This window comes from Streptomyces similanensis (assembly GCF_039543625.1).
Taxonomy (GTDB): Bacteria; Actinomycetota; Actinomycetes; order Streptomycetales; family Streptomycetaceae; genus Streptomyces; species Streptomyces similanensis.
Genome location: NZ_BAABKC010000011.1, coordinates 59,185 through 76,858 on the forward strand (window position 1 = coordinate 59,185; position 17,674 = coordinate 76,858).

At 74.1% G+C, this 17,674-nt stretch carries 15 protein-coding genes; 10 read left to right on the top strand and 5 right to left on the bottom strand.

The window, feature by feature from the left end; all coding sequences use genetic code 11:
* Window positions 1–192 precede the first annotated feature (192 nt).
* From ABEB07_RS03570 to ABEB07_RS03585, 4 genes are all read left to right on the top strand, one after another.
* The gene (locus tag ABEB07_RS03570) at window positions 193–3,186 is read left to right on the top strand and encodes a bifunctional acetate--CoA ligase family protein/GNAT family N-acetyltransferase (protein ID WP_345666976.1); all 2,994 of its coding nucleotides are present in this window, start codon (window positions 193–195) and stop codon (window positions 3,184–3,186) included.
* 52 nt (window positions 3,187–3,238) lie between these two features.
* Complete coding sequence (locus tag ABEB07_RS03575; RefSeq protein WP_164583138.1) at window positions 3,239–3,835, top strand: DUF5998 family protein; 597 nt, start codon at window positions 3,239–3,241, stop codon at window positions 3,833–3,835.
* Entirely contained in the window at window positions 3,835–5,025 is a 1,191-nt protein-coding gene (locus ABEB07_RS03580; RefSeq protein ID WP_345666977.1) for an alkaline phosphatase family protein, read from the top strand. The genes ABEB07_RS03575 and ABEB07_RS03580 overlap by 1 nt, the downstream gene beginning before the upstream one ends.
* Window positions 5,026–5,092: 67 nt before the next feature.
* The gene (locus tag ABEB07_RS03585; RefSeq protein ID WP_164583134.1) at window positions 5,093–5,743 is read left to right on the top strand and encodes a thymidine kinase; all 651 of its coding nucleotides are present in this window, start codon (window positions 5,093–5,095) and stop codon (window positions 5,741–5,743) included.
* Between the two features lie 61 nt (window positions 5,744–5,804).
* Here ABEB07_RS03585 and ABEB07_RS03590 read toward each other — a convergent pair whose 3' ends face one another.
* Window positions 5,805–6,617, bottom strand: coding sequence for a VOC family protein (locus tag ABEB07_RS03590; protein ID WP_345666978.1), 813 nt, complete (start codon window positions 6,615–6,617; stop codon window positions 5,805–5,807).
* A 265-nt stretch (window positions 6,618–6,882) separates the two neighbouring features.
* Here ABEB07_RS03590 and ABEB07_RS03595 point away from each other — a divergent pair, with 265 nt between their 5' ends.
* On the top strand, window positions 6,883–7,734 hold the full coding sequence (locus ABEB07_RS03595; protein WP_345666979.1) for a sulfurtransferase: 852 nt from the start codon (window positions 6,883–6,885) through the stop codon (window positions 7,732–7,734).
* Between the two features lie 205 nt (window positions 7,735–7,939).
* Here ABEB07_RS03595 and sepH read toward each other — a convergent pair whose 3' ends face one another.
* On the bottom strand, window positions 7,940–8,980 hold the full coding sequence (sepH, locus tag ABEB07_RS03600; protein WP_176150837.1) for a septation protein SepH: 1,041 nt from the start codon (window positions 8,978–8,980) through the stop codon (window positions 7,940–7,942).
* 488 nt (window positions 8,981–9,468) lie between these two features.
* Between sepH and ABEB07_RS03605 the strand changes: the two genes are divergently transcribed.
* Window positions 9,469–10,383 (top strand): hypothetical protein, encoded by a 915-nt coding sequence (locus ABEB07_RS03605; RefSeq protein ID WP_345666980.1) that lies wholly within the window; start codon window positions 9,469–9,471, stop codon window positions 10,381–10,383.
* Here ABEB07_RS03605 and ABEB07_RS03610 read toward each other — a convergent pair.
* Together ABEB07_RS03610 and ABEB07_RS03615 are read right to left on the bottom strand one after the other, a co-directional pair.
* The gene (locus ABEB07_RS03610) at window positions 10,307–11,626 is read right to left on the bottom strand and encodes a D-arabinono-1,4-lactone oxidase (RefSeq protein ID WP_345666981.1); all 1,320 of its coding nucleotides are present in this window, start codon (window positions 11,624–11,626) and stop codon (window positions 10,307–10,309) included. The genes ABEB07_RS03605 and ABEB07_RS03610 overlap by 77 nt on opposite strands.
* A complete protein-coding gene (locus tag ABEB07_RS03615; RefSeq protein ID WP_345666982.1) occupies window positions 11,586–12,824 on the bottom strand; it encodes an MFS transporter in 1,239 nt (412 codons plus the stop codon). Before ABEB07_RS03615 ends, ABEB07_RS03610 begins: the two co-directional genes overlap by 41 nt.
* Window positions 12,825–12,970: 146 nt before the next feature.
* Here ABEB07_RS03615 and ABEB07_RS03620 point away from each other — a divergent pair, with 146 nt between their 5' ends.
* Both ABEB07_RS03620 and ABEB07_RS03625 read left to right on the top strand, forming a co-directional pair.
* Window positions 12,971–14,098 carry a ferrochelatase gene (locus ABEB07_RS03620; protein WP_345666983.1) on the top strand — a complete coding sequence of 376 codons (1,128 nt, stop codon included), beginning with the start codon at window positions 12,971–12,973 and terminating at the stop codon, window positions 14,096–14,098.
* Between the two features lie 8 nt (window positions 14,099–14,106).
* Window positions 14,107–14,922: an inositol monophosphatase family protein gene (locus ABEB07_RS03625; RefSeq protein WP_176150842.1), complete on the top strand. Its 816-nt coding sequence runs from the start codon at window positions 14,107–14,109 to the stop codon at window positions 14,920–14,922.
* Window positions 14,923–15,062: 140 nt separating this feature from the next.
* On the opposite strand, the gene ABEB07_RS03630 is transcribed toward ABEB07_RS03625, so the two are convergent.
* Window positions 15,063–15,236, bottom strand: coding sequence for a hypothetical protein (locus ABEB07_RS03630; protein WP_176150843.1), 174 nt, complete (start codon window positions 15,234–15,236; stop codon window positions 15,063–15,065).
* 427 nt (window positions 15,237–15,663) lie between these two features.
* On the opposite strand from ABEB07_RS03630, the gene ABEB07_RS03635 reads away from it, so the two are divergent.
* Window positions 15,664–16,317: a response regulator transcription factor gene (locus tag ABEB07_RS03635; RefSeq protein ID WP_009191109.1), complete on the top strand. Its 654-nt coding sequence runs from the start codon at window positions 15,664–15,666 to the stop codon at window positions 16,315–16,317.
* Between the two features lie 6 nt (window positions 16,318–16,323).
* A complete protein-coding gene (locus ABEB07_RS03640; protein ID WP_176150844.1) occupies window positions 16,324–17,625 on the top strand; it encodes a sensor histidine kinase in 1,302 nt (433 codons plus the stop codon).
* The last annotated feature ends 49 nt before the right edge of the window (window positions 17,626–17,674 follow it).

Below are 17,674 nucleotides of genomic sequence, written 5' to 3' on the forward strand. Positions count from 1 at the left end.
TTTCCCACACCTGAGGCACCGCCCCGAGCGGCCCGGCCGCCGCCCCGGGAACCGCGACGGACCGCGGCGCCCCGGCGTCCGCTAAGTCCCCGCGACCCCGGTGTTCTCCGCCGGGTCCGGGCGGGTTCCTCCGGTGTGTTCCCCACAGACTGCCTCGCGCCGCCGTCGGAGGCTAGCCGTACTCTGGGGCCCATGCAGACCGCGTCGGACCGGCACGAGTATCCAGCCCACTGGGAGGCCGACGTGGTGCTGCGCGACGGCGGCACCGCGCGGATCCGGCCCATCACCGCCGAGGACGCCGACCGGCTGGTCAGCTTCTACGAACAGGTGTCGGACGAGTCCAAGTACTACCGCTTCTTCGCGCCTTACCCGCGCCTGTCCGCGAAGGACGTCCACCGCTTCACCCACCACGACTTCGTGGACCGGGTGGGGCTCGCGGCCACGATCGGCGGCGAGTTCATCGCCACCGTCCGCTACGACCGCATCGGAGCCACCGGGCTGCCCGCCGCCTCGGACGCCTCCGACGAGGCCGAGGTCGCCTTCCTGGTCCAGGACGCCCACCAGGGCCGCGGAGTGGCCTCCGCGCTGCTCGAACACATCGCGGCCGTCGCCAGGGAGCGCGGCATCCGCCGCTTCGCCGCCGAGGTGCTGCCCGCCAACACCAAGATGATCAAGGTGTTCACGGACGCCGGGTACACCCAGAAGCGCAGCTTCGAGGACGGCGTCGTCCGCCTGGAGTTCGACCTCGAACCCACCGACCGCTCGCTGGCCGTGCAGCGCGCGCGGGAACAGCGCGCCGAGGCCCGCTCGGTGCGCCGCCTGCTCGGGCCCGGCTCGGTCGCGGTCGTCGGGGTGGGCCGCGCGCACCGGGGCGTGGGGCGCAGCATCCTCGACCACATCCGCGACGGCGGCTTCACCGGCCGGCTGCACGCCGTCAACCGGGCCTTCGAGGCGGACCGGACCGAGATCGACGGGGTGCCCGCCCACCGGTCGGTGCGCGAGATCGACGGGCCGGTCGACCTCGCCGTGGTCGCCGTCCCCGCCGAGCACGTCCCGCGGGTCGTCACCGAGTGCGGCGAGCACGGCGTGCAGGGCCTCGTCGTGATCTCCGCCGGGTACGCGGAGAGCGGCCCCGAGGGACGCGAGCGCCAGCGCGCCCTGGTGCGGCAGGCCCGCTCGTACGGCATGCGCATCATCGGGCCGAACGCCTTCGGCGTCGTCAACACCTCGCCCGGCGTCCGGCTCAACGCCTCCCTCGCCCCCGAGATGCCCCGGCCCGGCCGGATCGGGATGTTCGCGCAGTCCGGCGCCATCGGCATCGCCCTGCTCTCCCGGCTGCACCGGCGCGGCGGCGGCGTCACCGGCACCACCGGCGTGTCGACGTTCGTCTCGTCCGGCAACCGCGCGGACGTCTCCGGCAACGACGTCCTCCAGTACTGGTACGACGACCCGGACACCGACGTCGCCCTGATGTACCTGGAGTCCATCGGCAACCCGCGCAAGTTCACCCGCCTCGCCCGGCGCACGGCGGCCGCCAAGCCGCTGGTCGTCGTGCAGGGCTCCGGTTCGGCCCCGCAGGGGCACGCCGTACGGGCGACCCGGCTGCCGCACGCGACGGTGTCCGCGCTGCTGCGGCAGGCCGGCGTGATCCGCGTGGACACCATCACCGAACTGGTGGACACCGGACTGCTGCTCGCCCGCCAGCCGCTGCCCACCGGACCCCGGGTGGCGATCCTCGGCAACTCCGAGTCGCTGGGCGTACTGACGTACGACCGGTGCCTGGCCGAAGGGCTGCGCCCGCAGCCGCCCCGCGACCTGACGACCGCCGCGTCGGCGGCGGACTTCCGGGCCGCGCTGGCCCAGGCGCTCGCCGACGAGACCAGCGACGCGGTGGTCGTCACCGCCATACCGGCACTGGGGGAGGGCGCCACCGAGGACGCCGCGCTCGCCGAGGCGCTGCGGTCGGCCGCCGGGGCGGCGCCCGGCAAGCCGGTGCTGGTGGTCCACGTCGAACTGGGCGGCCTGGCCGAGGCCCTGTCCGCCGCGGCCAGCACGGGCCCCCAGGCCACAACCGCCCCCGCCACCCCGACGGCCACTCCCGGCCCTGCCGTTCCCACGACGGCCCCCGGCCCTGTCACCCCGGCGACCGCCCCCGGCTCCGCCAACCCCGGCCCCGTCACCCCCACGACGGCCTCCGGCGGTCCCGCCGCGTCCCCGACCGCCCCCACCAGCACCCCCGCCTCAACTACGTCCCCCACCCCGCCCTCCCCGCCCGCGCAGCCGTCCGACGCGGCCCCGGCACCCGCCGGCCCCGGCGCCGGTTCGCGTCTCATCCCCGCCTACCCCGCCGCCGAGCGCGCCGTCCGCGCCCTCGCCGAGGCCGTCCGGTATGGGCAGTGGCGGCGGGAGGCCGCCGATCCCGGCAAGGTGCCCGAGTACGACGACATCGACGAGAAGGGCGCCGCCGAGCTGATCCGCTCCCTGCTCGCCCGCGGCCAGGGCCGCACGCTCGGCGCCGACGACGCCTGCGAACTGCTCGCCCGCTACGGCATCCACGTCCGCCGGGCGCTGCCCGCGCCCACCCCCGACTCCGCCGCCGAAGCCGCCCGCGCCCTGGGCTACCCCGTCGCCCTGAAGGCCACCGCCCCGCACCTGCGCCACCGCGCCGACCTCGGCGGCGTACGACTGGACCTCGCCGACGAGGAGCAACTGCGCCGCGCCTACGCCGAGCTGACCGAGCTGTTCGGCACGCCGGAGGAACTGCGGCCGGTGGTGCAGGCGATGGCGCCCCGGGGCGTCGACACCGTCGTGCGCGCCGTCATCGACCCGGCGGCCGGCGCGGTGCTCTCCTTCGGGCTGGCCGGCGCCGCCTCCCAGCTGCTCGACGACATGGCGCACCGGCTCGTTCCGGTCACCGGCCGGGAGGCGATCTCCATGGTCCGCTCGATCCGGACGGCCCCCCTGCTGTTCGGCTGGCGCGGCTCCGCGCCGGTCGACACGCCCGCCCTGGAGGAGCTGCTGCTGCGCGTGTCGCGGCTCGTGGACGACCACCCGGAAGTGGTCGCCGTCACCCTGGAGCCGGCCGTCGTCGCCCCGCACGGGGTGAGCGTCCTGAGCGCCGGAGTGCGCCTGGCGCCGCCGCCCGCGCGGGACGATCTCGGGCCGCGCACGCTCCCGGCGTACTGAGGGCGCTTCTCCCGCGCGCAGCGGTGCCTCGCAGTCGGTACGCCCCCGTAGGATGGACGGCATGGCCAAGACCAGTACGACGACCCAGGGGCTGCGGGCGGCGATCGAACGCAGCGGCTACTACCCGGCTCTCGTGGCCGAGGCGGTGGAGGCCGCCGTGGGCGGCGAGCCCATCCGGTCGTACCTGGTCCACCAGGAGACCACCTTCGACCAGAACGAGGTGCGCCGCCATGTGACGGTGCTCGTCCTCACGGGCAACCGCTTCATCGTCAGCCACACCGACGAGCAGGCCGCCGACACCACCTCCCCGACGCCCTACGCCACCACCTCCACCGAGTCGGTCAAGATCGGCCGGATCTCGTCGGTCGTGGTCAGCCGGATGGTCGCCAACCCCGAGCAGTACACGCCGGGCACCCTGCCCCGCGAAGTGGTCCTCACCATCGGCTGGGGCGCCGTCTCGCGCATCGACCTGGAGCCCGCCGCCTGCGGCGACCCCAACTGCGAGGCCGACCACGGCTACACGGGCAACTCGACGGCGGACGACCTGAGCCTGCGCGTCAGCGAGGCCGGCGACGGCCCCGAGACGGTGCGCCAGACCCTCGCCTTCGCCCAGGCCGTCTCCGAGGCCACAGCGGACGTCACTCGCTGATGACCCTCTCCACCGCCTGGGGCCACCCCGAGCCGCTCGCCGTCGCCTCCGCGCCCGTCCCCGCGTACGGCTCCGGCTCCCTCGCCGACCTGCTGCCCACGCTGGCCGCGGGCATGGGCGTGCCCGACATGACGGCCGCCATCCCCGAGCTGACCCCGGCCGACCGCGCCTGCGTCTTCCTGATCGACGGGCTCGGCTGGGAGCAGCTGCGCGCGCACCCCGGGGAGGCGCCCTTCCTGACCTCCCTGCTGGACAGCTCGCGCGGCGGCACCGGCCGCCCGATCACCGCCGGCTACCCCGCCACCACCGCGACCTCGCTGGCCTCCGTCGGCACCGGCCTGCCGCCGGGCGCCCACGGCCTGCCCGGCTACACGGTGCGCGATCCGGCCACCGGCGCGCTGATGAACCAGCTGCGCTGGCAGCCGTACACCGACCCGCGCGCCTGGCAGCCGTACCCCACCGTCTTCCAGCTGGCCCAGCGGGCCGGGGTGCACAGCGCCCAGGTGTCCTCGCCGACCTTCGCGAACACCCCGCTGACCAAGGTCGCCCTCTCCGGCGGAACGTTCCTGGGCCGGCTGACCGGCGAGGACCGCATGGACGTCGCGGCCGAGCAGCTGGCCGCGGGCGACCGCGCCCTCGTCTACACGTACTACTCCGAGCTCGACGGCGCCGGACACCGCTACGGCGTGGACTCCGACACCTGGCGCGGCCAGCTCATGCACGTCGACCGGCTGGTCCAGCGCCTGGCCGAACAGCTGCCCGAGCGCAGCGCCCTGTACGTCACCGCCGACCACGGCATGGTCGACATCCCGTTCGACGAGCAGCACCGCATCGACTTCGACGAGGACTGGGAGCTGCGCGCCGGCGTCGCCCTGCTCGGCGGCGAGGGCCGCGCGCGGCACGTGTACGCCGTGCCGGGCGCCGCCGGGGACGTGCTGACCTGCTGGCGCGAGGTGCTCGGCGAGCAGTTCTGGGTGGCCTCCCGGGACGAGGCGGTGGCGGCGGGCTGGTTCGGGCCGCGGGTGGACGACCGCGTGCACGGACGACTCGGCGACGTGATCGCCGCCGCCCGCGACGACGTGCTGCTCATCGCCTCCGAGCGGGAGCCGAAGGAGTCCTCGATGGTCGGCAACCACGGCTCGATGACCCCCGCCGAACAGCTCGTGCCCCTCCTCGAAGTACGCTCCTGACGCGCTACCGCGCGCGGCCCCGCCTCACCGACCTTCCCCCACTCCGCCGAAAGGTGCCCGACCTCCCATGCCCGAGCTGGTGTTCTTCTCCGGAACGATGGACTGCGGGAAGTCGACGCTGGCTCTCCAGATCGAGCACAACCGTTCGGCGCGCGGTCTGGTCGGCCTGATCCTCACCCGCGACGACCGGGCCGGCGAGGGCAAGCTGTCCTCGCGCCTGGGCCTGGTCACGGACGCGGTGGAGGTCGAGGACGGCGTGGACCTGTACGCCTATCTCGTCGACCGGCTCTCCCGGGGCGGCCGCGCCGACTACGTCATCGCGGACGAGGCGCAGTTCCTCGCGCCCGAGCAGATCGACCAGCTCGCGCGCGTGGTGGACGACCTGGAGATCGACGTCTTCGCCTTCGGCATCACGACCGATTTCCGCTCCAAGCTGTTCCCCGGCTCCCAGCGGCTGGTCGAACTCGCCGACCGCGTCGAGGTGCTCCAGGTCGAGGCGCTGTGCTGGTGCGGCGCCCGCGCCACCCACAACGCCCGGACGGTGGGCGGCGTCATGGTGGTGGAGGGTGCCCAGGTCGTCGTCGGCGATGTGACCCGCTCGGCGGACGAGATCGGCTACGAGGTGCTGTGCCGCCGCCACCACCGCCGCCGCATGACCGCGGCATCGGCCCGCGCGGCGGCCCTGTCCCCGGACGTGCTGCCGGTCACCCCGCACTGACCGGCGCGGCCCGTCCGCCTACGGCACCCGCGCGGTCGCCCTGCCCGTCGCGGTACGCCGCTCAACGCGCCGTCGCCAGCAGCGCGAACCGCGCCCCCTCCGGGTCCGCCGCCGTCGCCACCCTGCCGTGGGCGGTGTCGTGGGGCGGGGTCAGGACACGGCCGCCGAGGGCGGTGAGACGGGCGAGGGAGGCGTCGGCGTCGGCGACCGCGAAGTACGTCAGCCAGTACGAGCCCCGGTCGCGGGGCAGGTCGGCGCCCGCGCCGTGCAGCGCGGCGACCGGGCGGCCGGCGAGGGACAGCGTCACGTGGTCCGCGGGCGGACCGGACTGCGGGTCCCGGCGTTCGGCCTCGTATCCGAACAGGCTCGTGTAGAACTTGGCGACGCTCGCCGTCTCGAAGGTGTGCAGCTCGTGCCAGACCGGGGTGCCGGGCGCGCCGCCCGCATCCGTGTCCCGGCGCGCGGGTGCCCGCCAGAGGCCGAAGACCGCGCCCGACGGGTCGGAGCCGATCGCCAGCCGCCCGGCCCCGCCGGTCTCCAGCGGCCCCACCCCGATCGTGCCGCCGCACCGCCGTACCGTCTCGGCCGTCCGGTCCACGTCGGCGGAGGCGAGATACGGCGTCCAGGCGACGGGCAGGGGCAGGTCCGCAGGCAGCCGGCCGATCCCGGCCACGTCCCGGCCGTCCAGCACGGCCCGCGCGTAGGGGCGGAGCCGGTCGGGGCCGGGCCGGAACTCCCAGCCGAACAGCTCCCCGTAGAACGCCTGGGCGACGGACACGGAGTGGGCCATCAGGCTCGCCCAGCACGGTGTGCCCGCCCGGCGTCCGGCCGGTCCGTGTCCACTGTCGTCGGCGGACTCCGCTGCCTCGGTCATCGTCATCCTCTTCCCGGCCTCCATGGCCCGTCGTTCGGATCGCGCCGGGCCCGCGGGTCCGGCACACGCCCCGCGCCCGTCGGGCGGAGGGGCCGCCCGAAGCGTGCTCCCGGCGGTGTCCCGTCCGTCGCGGCGCATCGGCCGGCGGGTGTCGATCGCCCGTACGGCGCGTGTCCGGATTCGTACCCTTCGTGATCGGGCCCGCGGCCGTGCAGAGTAGCCGCACCCGGGCGCCGGGGCCACCCCGTGCGCAAGGATGGTGACCATGAACGCCATCATCTCCGCGGCCGATCTGGCCGCCGCCCTCGCGAGCCCCAACCCGCCGGTGCTGCTCGACGTCCGCTGGCAGCTCAGCGTGGCCAAGGCGGCCGGCGAGCCGCCCTTCGACGGGCGCGCCGCCCACGCGGCCGGGCACGTCCCCGGTGCCGTCTTCGTCGACCTGGACCGCGAACTGGCCTCGGCGCCGGGCGGCGCCGGCCGTCATCCGCTGCCCGACGTCGCGGAGTTCGGCGCCGCGATGCGCCGCGCCGGAGTGCGCGCGGACCGGCCGGTCGTGGTGTACGACGGCGGGCAGGGCTGGGCGGCGGCGCGCGCCTGGTGGCTGCTGCGCTGGACGGGTCATGCGGACGTGCGGGTCCTGGACGGCGGCCTCGCGGCCTGGGAGGGCGAGCTGGAGACGGCGGTGCCCGAGCCCGCCGAGGGCGACTTCACGCCGGCGCCGGGCGCGGTGCCGCTCTTGGACGCCGACGCGGCCGGGGAACTGGCGTTCTCCGGGCTGCTGTTCGACGCGCGGGCGGGGGAGCGGTACCGGGGCGAGGTGGAACCGATCGACCGCGTGGGCGGCCACATCCCGGGCGCGGTGTCCGCGCCCACGACCGAGAACGTCGGCCCCGACGGCCGGTTCCTGCCCGCGGCCGAACTCCGGGCCCGGTTCGGGGCGCTGGGCGCGGGCGACAGCAAGGAGGTCGGCGTCTACTGCGGCTCGGGGGTCTCCGGGGCGCACGAGGTGCTGGCGCTGGCCGTCGCGGGGATCCCGGCGGCGCTGTACGTCGGCTCATGGTCGGAGTGGTCCTCGGACCCGGCCCGGCCGGTGGCCGTGGGACCCGACCCGCGGTAGCGGGGACACGCGCAGGGGGCCGTCCCTTACGGGAGCGGCCCCTGACACACATGGCCCGACACACGCGGTACCGCCTCGATCGGCGAGGTGAGGCGAGACGCGGGGCGGCGGCCGACGGCGGTGACCCGCACACCCGTACGGCATGATCACCGCGGCCCGGCCACGCCCACCGTCGCCCCGCCCCTGCGGGAACCGCTCTGCGGGGCTACTCCTGCTTCTTGCGGCGGGTGCCGAACACGATCTCGTCCCAGCTCGGGACGGCGGCCCGGCGGCCCGGGCGGACGCCGTCCGCCTCGGCCTGGCGGTCGGTGGCCCCGACGAGGCGGTCGCGGTGGCTGCCGACGGAGCGGGGCATGAGGACGTCCGCGTAGGCCGACCCGGCGCCCGCGGACGCCGCGGGGGCCGGCGGCTCCTCCAGCTCCGCCTCCTCCTCGCACTCCGCCGCGGGCTCCGGCGCCCGCTCGGGCACCACCAGATCGCCGCGGAAGCTCGGCACCGCCTCCAGCAGGCTGGTCAGCGAGTCGCGTTCGCCCGCACTCTCCTCGGCCGGCTCGGAGCCCTGTGCGGGCAGCGCCGGACGGTCCCGCTCGCGGGGCTCGCGGTCCAGCGGGCGGTCGCGCGGCAGCCGGGCGATGCGGGGCACGAACGGGAAGCTCGGCTCCGGCGCGCCGAGGTCGTCGGACTCGCCGATCAGGGCGCGCGCCTCGCTGTCGAAGGCCTGCACCAGGCGCCGCGGCGGATCGTACGTCCAGCTCGCCGAGTGCGGTTCGCCCGCGACCCGGTAGACGAGCAGGACCTCCCAGGTGCCGTCGTCGCGGCGCCAGGAGTCCCACTGGACGGTGTCCTTCTCGGCGCCGCGCAGCAACAGCCGTTCCTGGACGGCCTCGCCGAGCAGCGGGCCGGAGTTCTCGCCGGGGCGGCGGACCGGGGTCTTGCGGGCCCGCTCCGCCATGAAGGCGCGCTCGGCCAGCACCGGCCCCTCGAAGCGCCGGACCCGGTCGACGGGGATGCCGGCGAGCTGGGCGACCTCTTCCGCGGTCGCACCCGCTCTTATCCGCGCCTGGATGTCGCGGGGGCGGAGATGGCTCTCCACCTCGATCTCGATCTGGCCGAGGCGGGGACGGTCGCCGCGCACGGCGGCACGGAGCCGTTCGTCGATCGGAAGCGTGTACTCCGTGCTGTCCGCAGCCTTCAGCACCAGCCGTGTGCCGTCATTGGAGACGGCCACGACACGCAGTTCGGGCATGGGGACCTCCCGGGTGGTGCCTGCCGACGTCACGTGCGTCGCTGCTTCCGCTAGTCGAGTGTGGCCTGCCCGGGTGCAGCCTGCCACAACCTTGCCGAGTTGCCCGGCGTGTCGGGCACGGGCCCTGGAACGCCGTTATGGCACGGTTACCTGTTCGCAACGCTAAGTGACCAACCGCGTCACCCTGTGCAACCAGCCCCCTCCCGGCGGTCCAGACGGGTCCCGGACACCCTGGCGGGAGACCGGCCCCAGGGCTCGCAACAGTACTCCATTCGGACCACGTGCGTGGATTGGCGCGCGGCCAACTTCTGGCCGGGGACGGGACTTGACCGTCCCTGACCGGATTTATCGATCATGAACGTGGCGTACTTCACGGAATCGCCAGAAACGGAACTAACCGTTTCGTCCATACGTCCCTTTCTCGTGCAGTGGGTCGATCACGTCCCGAAGATTCGCCGATGTACGGGAGAGGCAGGCAAGGTCCGGGTATGCGAGAAAAGCCCGACAACCCCGGCAATGGTGTCGTGTCGAGTGCGGGGGAGGAGGGAAGGAAGAGGCGGCTGGAGCTGAACGCCGCCCAGGTCGCGGGCAGCGCCGTGGCGGCGGTGGTGGCCGCGAAGCTCGCCTCGTACTTCGGCGTCTACGGCACGATCCTCGGGGCCGGTGTCGTCAGCGTCATCGCCACCTGCGGCGGCTCGGTCTTCCAGCACTTCTTCCGGCGCACCGGCGAGCAGATCCGCACGGTGGCCGTCGCCACCCGGCCGGGCTCCACCGACGTCCCGGCGGAACCGCGCGCCACCGCGCCCGCCGAGCGGACCGCGCCGCTGCCGGGCGAGTTCTCCCGGGGCACCGTCTACCGGGCACGCGTCAAGAGCTGGAAGCGGCCGATCCTCGGGGCCGCCCTCGTCTTCGGCGTCACCATGGGCGGCATCACGGTGTACGAGACGATGTCGGGCAACAGCTTCAGCGGCGGGCACGGCACGACGGTCGGCGACGCGGTCACCGGCCGGCACGCCGCCCCGTCGCCCGGCGACGACACGCCGGACCCCGCCACGTCACCGACCCCGGGCGCGACGGCCGGCGACGGCGCGTCGGGCGGCACGTCGCCGAGCGGCGCCCCCTCCGACCGCCCCGGCGGCGGCACGGCGCCGACCCCCGCCCCGACTCCCGACGCCTCCGCGAGCACGGGGACCGGCGCGCAGGGCGACGGCGGAGCCGGAACGGACAGCAGCACACCGGGCGGCGGCACGCCGACCGGCGGCGCCGGAACGGCGGACGGTTCGTCGGGCGCCGGCGGCGGCACGACCCCCGCCCCCGGCGCGTCCGCTACGCCCCCAGCACCCTCCGCAGGTAGTCGTTCTGGAACAGGCGCTGGGGGTCCAACCGGTCCCGCAGCGCGGTGAACTCGCCGAAGCGCGGGTAGACGCCGGCGAGGTACTCCGCGTCCCTGGTGTGCACCTTGCCCCAGTGCGGCCGGCCCTCGTGCGCGGTGAAGATGCGCTCGGCGGCGGTGAAGTACCGCTGGTAGGGCGTGCCGCGGAACATGTGGACGGCGACGTACGCGCTGTCGCGGCCCGAGGCGGTGGACAGGGCGATGTCGTCGGCGGGCGCGGTGCGCACCTCCACCGGGAAGCTCACCCGCAGCCCGGAGCGGTCCAGCATCGTCTTCAGCTCGCGCAGCGTGTCGCCTAGTGCGGCGCGCGGCACGGCGTACTCCATCTCCACGAAGCGCACCCGGCGCGGCGAGGTGAAGACCTTGTACGGGATGTCGGTGTACGTCCGCGCGGACAGCGCCCGGCTGGAGAGGCGGGCGATGGCCGGGACGGTGGCGGGCACCGCGCGCCCGACCCAGTTGGCCACCTGGAACACGCCGTTGGAGAGCAGTTCGTCCTCGACCCAGCCGGCCAGCCGGCCCACCGGCTGCTCGGGGCCCGCGCTGCGGTTGTTGCGCTTGGTGGTGGTGCCGGTGGTGTGCGGGAACCAGTAGAACTCGAAGTGCTCGTTCTCTGCCCACAGCTGGTCGAACTCGGCGAGCACCCGGTCCAGGGGCATCGGCTCCTCGCGGGCGGTGAGCAGGAAGACCGGCTCCACCGCGAAGGTGATCGCGGTCACGATGCCCAGCGCGCCGAGCCCTATTCGGGCGGCCGCGAAGACCTCCGGGTTCTCGGTCGCCGAGCAGGCGATCACCGTGCCGTCGGCGGTGACCAGCTCCAGGCCGCGGATCTGGGCGGCGATCGAGGCGGACTCGCGGCCGGTGCCGTGGGTGCCGGTGCTGGTCGCCCCGGACACCGTCTGCTCCATGATGTCGCCCATGTTGGTGAGGGACAGTCCCTCGCGCGCCAGGGCCAGGTTGAGCCTCTTGAGCGGGGTGCCGGCCTCCACCGTGACCGTCATGGCGTCCCGGTCAATGGTGCGGATGCCCGTCAACAGTTGAGGACGGATCAATACGCCGTCGGTGGCGGCGATGGACGTGAAGGAGTGCCCCGTACCGACGGCCTTCACCTTCAGGCCGTCCTCCGCGGCCCTGCGCACGGCGGCGGAGAGTTCCTCCACCGAGGCCGGAGCGACCTCCCGCGCGGGGCGGGCCTGGACGTTGCCGCCCCAGTTACGCCACGTGCCGCTCTTCGCGCTCGTCTTGCTGCCCAACGGAGCCTCCCCGACCCGGAGCCGGCCTGCTCAGCCGGCGGTACCCGAGGAAACCCACCGCGACCGCGACGGCCCCGGACACCGCCGGAACCCCGTACCCCGAGCGCGCGCCGGCCGCGTCGATCACCCAGCCGGCCACCGACGAGCCCAGCGCCACCCCGACCGCCAGGCCGGTGCTCACCCAGGTCATGCCCTCGGTCAGGTGCGCGCGCGGTACGTGCTCTTCGACGAGGGCCATCGTCGTGATCATGGTGGGAGCGACGGACAGGCCCGCAACGAACAGCGCCACGGCCAGAAACGGCAAGTTTCCGACCAGTAGGAGGGGGATCATACTCACGCCCATCGCGCAGATGCCCAGCAGCCAGCGGCGGCCGGGCGCACCGGACGGCCGCAGCAGACCGAACAGCACCCCCGCCGTGCACGAGCCGGCCGCGTACAGCGCGAGCACGACACTGGCCGCGCTCTTGTGGCCGCGCTCGTCGGCGAAGGCCACGGTGACCACGTCGACCGACCCGAAGATCGACCCGGTCGCCACGAAGGTGGCCACCAGCACCTGGAGGCCGCGCGAGCGCAGCGCCGAGCCGGCCCCCTGGTGCCCGCGCGGATGCGGCTCGGGTTCCGTGGCCCGCTGCGCGGTCAGCCAGAAGACCCCCACCGCCAGGAAGCAGGCGGCCAGCAGCGGTCCCGCCTCCGGGAACCAGGCCGTCGACAGCCCGATGGAGACGATCGGCCCGAAGATGAAGCAGACCTCGTCCACCACCGACTCGAACGAGTACGCGGTGTGCAGCCGCGGCGTCCCCCGGTACACCGCCGCCCAGCGCGACCGGACCATCGCCCCCAGCGACGGCACCGAGCCGATCCCCGCCGCGCACACGAACAGCACCCAGTCCGGCCACCGGAAGTACGCGGCCAGCAGCAGCCCGGCCGCCGCGCACAGCGCCACCAGCGTCGCCGGCCGCAGCACCCGGCGCTGCCCGTACTGGTCCACCAGCCGGGATATCTGCGGTCCGATCGCGGCGGCGGCCAGCGCGATGGTCGCCGACAGCGCCCCCGCCAGTCCGTAGCGGCCGGTCAGCTGGGAGATCATCGTGACCACGCCGATGCCCATCATGGACAGCGGCATCCGGCCGAGGAATCCCGCGGCGCTGAACGCCCGTGAGCCGGGAGCTGCGAACAGGGCGCGGTACGGGCTGGGCACAGGTTCTCCGGGTCCGGTAGGGCGTCTCCGGTGGTCCGGTAAGGCGCGAAGGAAGCTGATACAGCTTACGGGTCGGCCGTCCCCGGCGCACCACCGGTCGCGGGTCGGGCGCTCGGCCGTCGATGCCGGGTGGCAGGATCGGGACCATGCCCGACGCGCTCGATGTCACCCCGTACGACGCCCTGCTCCTGCTCTCGTTCGGCGGCCCGGAGGGGCCGGACGACGTGGTCCCGTTCCTGGAGAACGTGACGCGCGGGCGCGGCATCCCGAAGGAACGCCTCAAGGAGGTCGGACAGCACTACTTCCTGTTCGGCGGCGTCAGCCCCATCAACGAACAGAACCGCGTCCTGCTGGAGGCGCTGCGCGAGGACTTCGCCGCCCACGGCCTGGACCTGCCGGTGTACTGGGGCAACCGCAACTGGGCGCCCTACCTCACCGACACCCTGCGGGACATGGTCCGCGACGGCCGCCGCCGCGTCCTCGTCCTGGCCACCAGCGCCTACGCCTCCTACTCGGGCTGCCGCCAGTACCGCGAGAACCTGGCCGACGCGCTCGCCACCCTCCGGGCCGAGGGACTGGAGCCGCCCCGGGTCGACAAGCTGCGGCACTACTTCAACCACCCCGGCTTCGTCGAACCCATGATCGACGGCGTGGTCGAGGCCCTGGCCGGCCTCCCCGAGGACGTCCGCTCCGGCGCGCACCTCGCCTTCACCACCCACTCCATCCCGATCTCCGCCGCCGACACCTCCGGCCCGGCGCCGGAGCACGGCGACGGCGGCGCCTACGTGCGCCAGCACCTCGACGTGGCCCGGCTGATCGCCGACGCGGTCCGCGAGCGCACCGGGGTGGACCACCCCTGGCAGCTCGTCTACCAGTCCCGCTCCGGCGCCCCGCACATCCCCTGGCTGGAGCCCGACATCTGCGACCACCTGGAGGAGCGGCACGCGGCCGGCGTCCCGGCCGTCGTGATGGCCCCCATCGGCTTCGTCTCCGACCACATGGAGGTCCTCTACGACCTCGACACCGAGGCCACCGCCAAGGCCGCCGAACTGGGCCTGCCGGTGCGCCGCTCGGCCACCGTCGGCGCCGACCCGCGCTTCGCCGCCGCCGTCCGCGAGCTGATCGCCGAACGCGCCGCCGTCGAGCGCGGGCAGCGGATCACGCCGTGCGCCCTGGGCGCCCTCGGCGCCGACCACGACGTCTGCCCGGTGGGCTGCTGCCCGGCCCGCACCGCCCGGCCCGCCGCCGCGGGCGCCGACAGCCCCTACGCGTGAGGAACACCGTGACCGACGCCCTGCACACGGAACTGCTCCAGCTCGCCCTCCAGGCCGCCGGCCGCGCGGGAGAACTGCTGCGCGACGGCCGCCCGGCCGATCTGACCGTCGCCGCCACCAAGTCGAGCCCGATCGACGTGGTCACCGAGATGGACCTCGCGGCCGAGAAACTGATCACCGGCCTGATCGCCGACCGGCGCCCCGACGACGGGATCCTCGGCGAGGAGGGCTCCGCCACCGAGGGCACCAGCGGGATCCGCTGGGTGATCGACCCCCTGGACGGCACGGTGAACTACCTCTACGGGCTGCCCACCTGGGCCGTCTCCGTCGCCGCCGAACAGGACGGCGAGCCGGTCGTGGCGGCGGTGACCGCGCCGATGCGCGACGAGACGTTCCACGCCGTACGCGGCCGCGGCGCCTGGGCCACCGGCGCCTGGGCCGGTGAGCGCAAGCTCGCCTGCCGCCCCGCGCCGCCGCTCGACCAGGCCCTGGTCTCCACCGGCTTCAACTACGTCGCCGAGGTCCGCGCCCACCAGGCCGCCGTCGCCCAGCGGCTGATCCCGCTGGTGCGCGACATCCGGCGCGGTGGCTCCGCCGCGATCGACCTGTGCGACGTGGCCGTCGGCCGCCTCGACGCCTTCTACGAGCGCGGTCTGCACGCGTGGGACTACGCCGCCGGGGACCTGATCGCCCGTGAGGCGGGCGCCGTGACCGGTGGCCGCCCCGGAGAGCGCCCCTCGGGCGAACTGACCCTGGCCGCCTCACCCGGCGTCTTCGAGCCGCTCCAGGAACTCCTGGAGGACTTCGGCGCCTGGCACGACTGAACGAGGCCCCGCGCCCGGCGAGGGTGGGATTCCGCGCCCGGAGCGGAGTGAACGCGGACGGACGGGCAAGGCGAAGAGCGGGACCCCGGCGCTGGATTCGCCGGGGTCCCGCTCTTCGTGCCGGTTCGCGTACAGGCCGGTCAGACGCCGGACATGCCGACCTCCACACCGTGCTCGGCGGCGAGGCGGCGCAGGTCGTCGAGTTCGGCCAGCTCCACGTCGACGAGGAAGTCGTCGCCCTCGTCGCGCGCCCGCGTGATGTCGGACTCGGTCGCCTTTATGCGCTGCAGAAGTCCTGCGGTGAATGCGTCCATGCTGCGCCCCCTCGTCCTGGGTCGTGGGTCGGTGGCACGGGGGTGTGCCGTCGGGAAGGGGCGATCACGTCTCCCGCAGGTGCCCAGCGCTGCCGTGCGGGCGGCGACGGTGCCGGACACCCACGCCCGCTCTGCGGAAGCGGACTGCCATGTACCGCATGGTGGTGCGGCACATGCAGAGCGTGATCGCGGGGTGTAAAGCCGTCCTCCCCAGCCTTCCTCGCGGCAAAACCTCGCCCGCGCGAGAAAAAATTCCTCCGTTGCCGCGCCCCGCGCCGACCGCGCACCGCGCCCCCGGCGGGCGTCTCCCCGGCTTACAGCCGACTTATGGCCGAAAAGGGCAGGATGGACGCACACACCCATGAAGAACCCTGCCCACGCGTGCCCGAACGGCGCCGCGCGGGCGGACACAGGAAGGACAAGCGACGTGCGCGTACTCGTCGTCGAGGACGAGCAACTGCTCGCCGATGCGGTGGCCACCGGACTGCGCCGGGAGGCCATGGCCGTCGACGTCGTGTACGACGGTGCGGCCGCCTTGGAGCGCATCGGCGTCAACGACTACGACGTGGTGGTCCTCGACCGCGACCTCCCGCTCGTGCACGGCGACGACGTCTGCCGCCGGATCGTGGAACTGGGCATGCCCACCCGGGTGCTGATGCTGACCGCGTCCGGCGACGTCAGCGACCGCGTCGAGGGGCTGGAGATCGGCGCCGACGACTACCTGCCCAAGCCGTTCGCCTTCAGCGAGCTGACGGCACGCGTGCGCGCCCTCGGCCGGCGCACCAGCGTCCCCCTGCCGCCCGTCCTGGAGCGCGCCGGGATCAAGCTCGACCCCAACCGCCGCGAGGTCTTCCGCGACGGCAAGGAGGTTCAGCTCGCCCCCAAGGAGTTCGCGGTCCTGGAGGTCCTCATGCGCAGCGAGGGCGCGGTCGTCTCCGCCGAACAGCTGCTGGAGAAGGCCTGGGACGAGAACACCGACCCGTTCACCAACGTCGTGCGCGTCACCGTGATGACGCTGCGCCGCAAACTCGGCGAACCCCCGGTGATCGTCACGGTGCCCGGCTCCGGCTACCGGATCTGACCCGCCGTGGCCGCCACCCCCGCGCCGCCCCAGGCCCCGCCGAAGCCCACCTGGGACCCCAGGAGGCCGGACCCGCCCTTCCCGTGGCTGCGCCCGACCATCCGCATAAGGCTCACGCTGCTGTACGGCGGCATGTTCCTGATCGCCGGCATCCTGCTGCTGTCGATCATCTATCTGCTCGCCGCGCAGGCCCTGCGCACCGGCAACCAGCCGCTGTTCAAGATCCTCGACTTCAGCAACCTCAAGGTCGCCAGCAACGACTGCCCCGGCGTCAACAACGGCAACCTGTCGCTGTCGGAGTTCAACGCCGCGATCAGCGCCTGCACCGACCACCAGCGCCAGGTCGCCCTGGACAGCCTGCTCAGCCGCTCGCTGCTGGCCCTGCTGGGCCTCGCGGTGATCGCCTTCGCCTTCGGCTACGCCATGGCGGGGCGGGTGCTGGCGCCGCTGGGCCGCATCACCCGCACCGCGCGGGCGGTGGCCGGTTCCGACCTGTCCCGGCGCATCGAGCTGGACGGCCCGGACGACGAGCTGAAGGAGCTGGCGGACACCTTCGACGACATGCTGGAGCGGCTCCAGCGGGCCTTCACCGCCCAGCAGCGCTTCGTCGGCAACGCCTCCCACGAGCTGCGCACCCCGCTGGCGATCAACCGCACGCTGCTGGAGGTGCACCTTTCCGACCCGAACGCGCCGATGGAGCTGCGGCAGCTCGGCAAGACCCTGCTGGCCACCAACGAGCGCAGCGAGCAGCTCGTGGAGGGCCTGCTGCTGCTCGCCCGCAGCGACAACCAGATCGTCGAGCGCAAGCCGGTGGACCTCGCCGAGGTCGCCTCGCAGGCGATCGACCAGGTGCACGGCGAGGCGGAGGCCAAGGGCGTCGAGATCCGCGGCGAGCGGCGGCCGGCGGTGGTCCAGGGCAACGGCGTCCTGTTGGAGCGGATCGCGCTGAACCTGGTGCAGAACGCCGTGCGCTACAACCTGGCCGACGAGGGGGTGCAGCGCGAAGCGCCTCCGAACAAGGGCGGTGGCGGCAGACGGGAGGGCGGCTGGGTCGAGGTCACCACGGACACCGAGCGCGGACAGGCGGTCCTGGTCGTCACGAACACCGGTCCCGTCGTGCCGGCGTACGAGATCGACAACATCTTCGAGCCGTTCCGGCGGCTGCGCACCGAACGCACCGGCAGCGACAAGGGAGTCGGTCTCGGCCTGTCCATCGTGCGCTCGGTGGCGCGGGCGCACGGCGGCCACATCTCGGCCCAGCCGCGTGAGGGGGGAGGGCTCGTGATGCGGGTCACCCTGCCGATCTGAGACCATGGCCTCGACATTCGAGGATGTTCGCTTTGCGCTGAATTTTCGG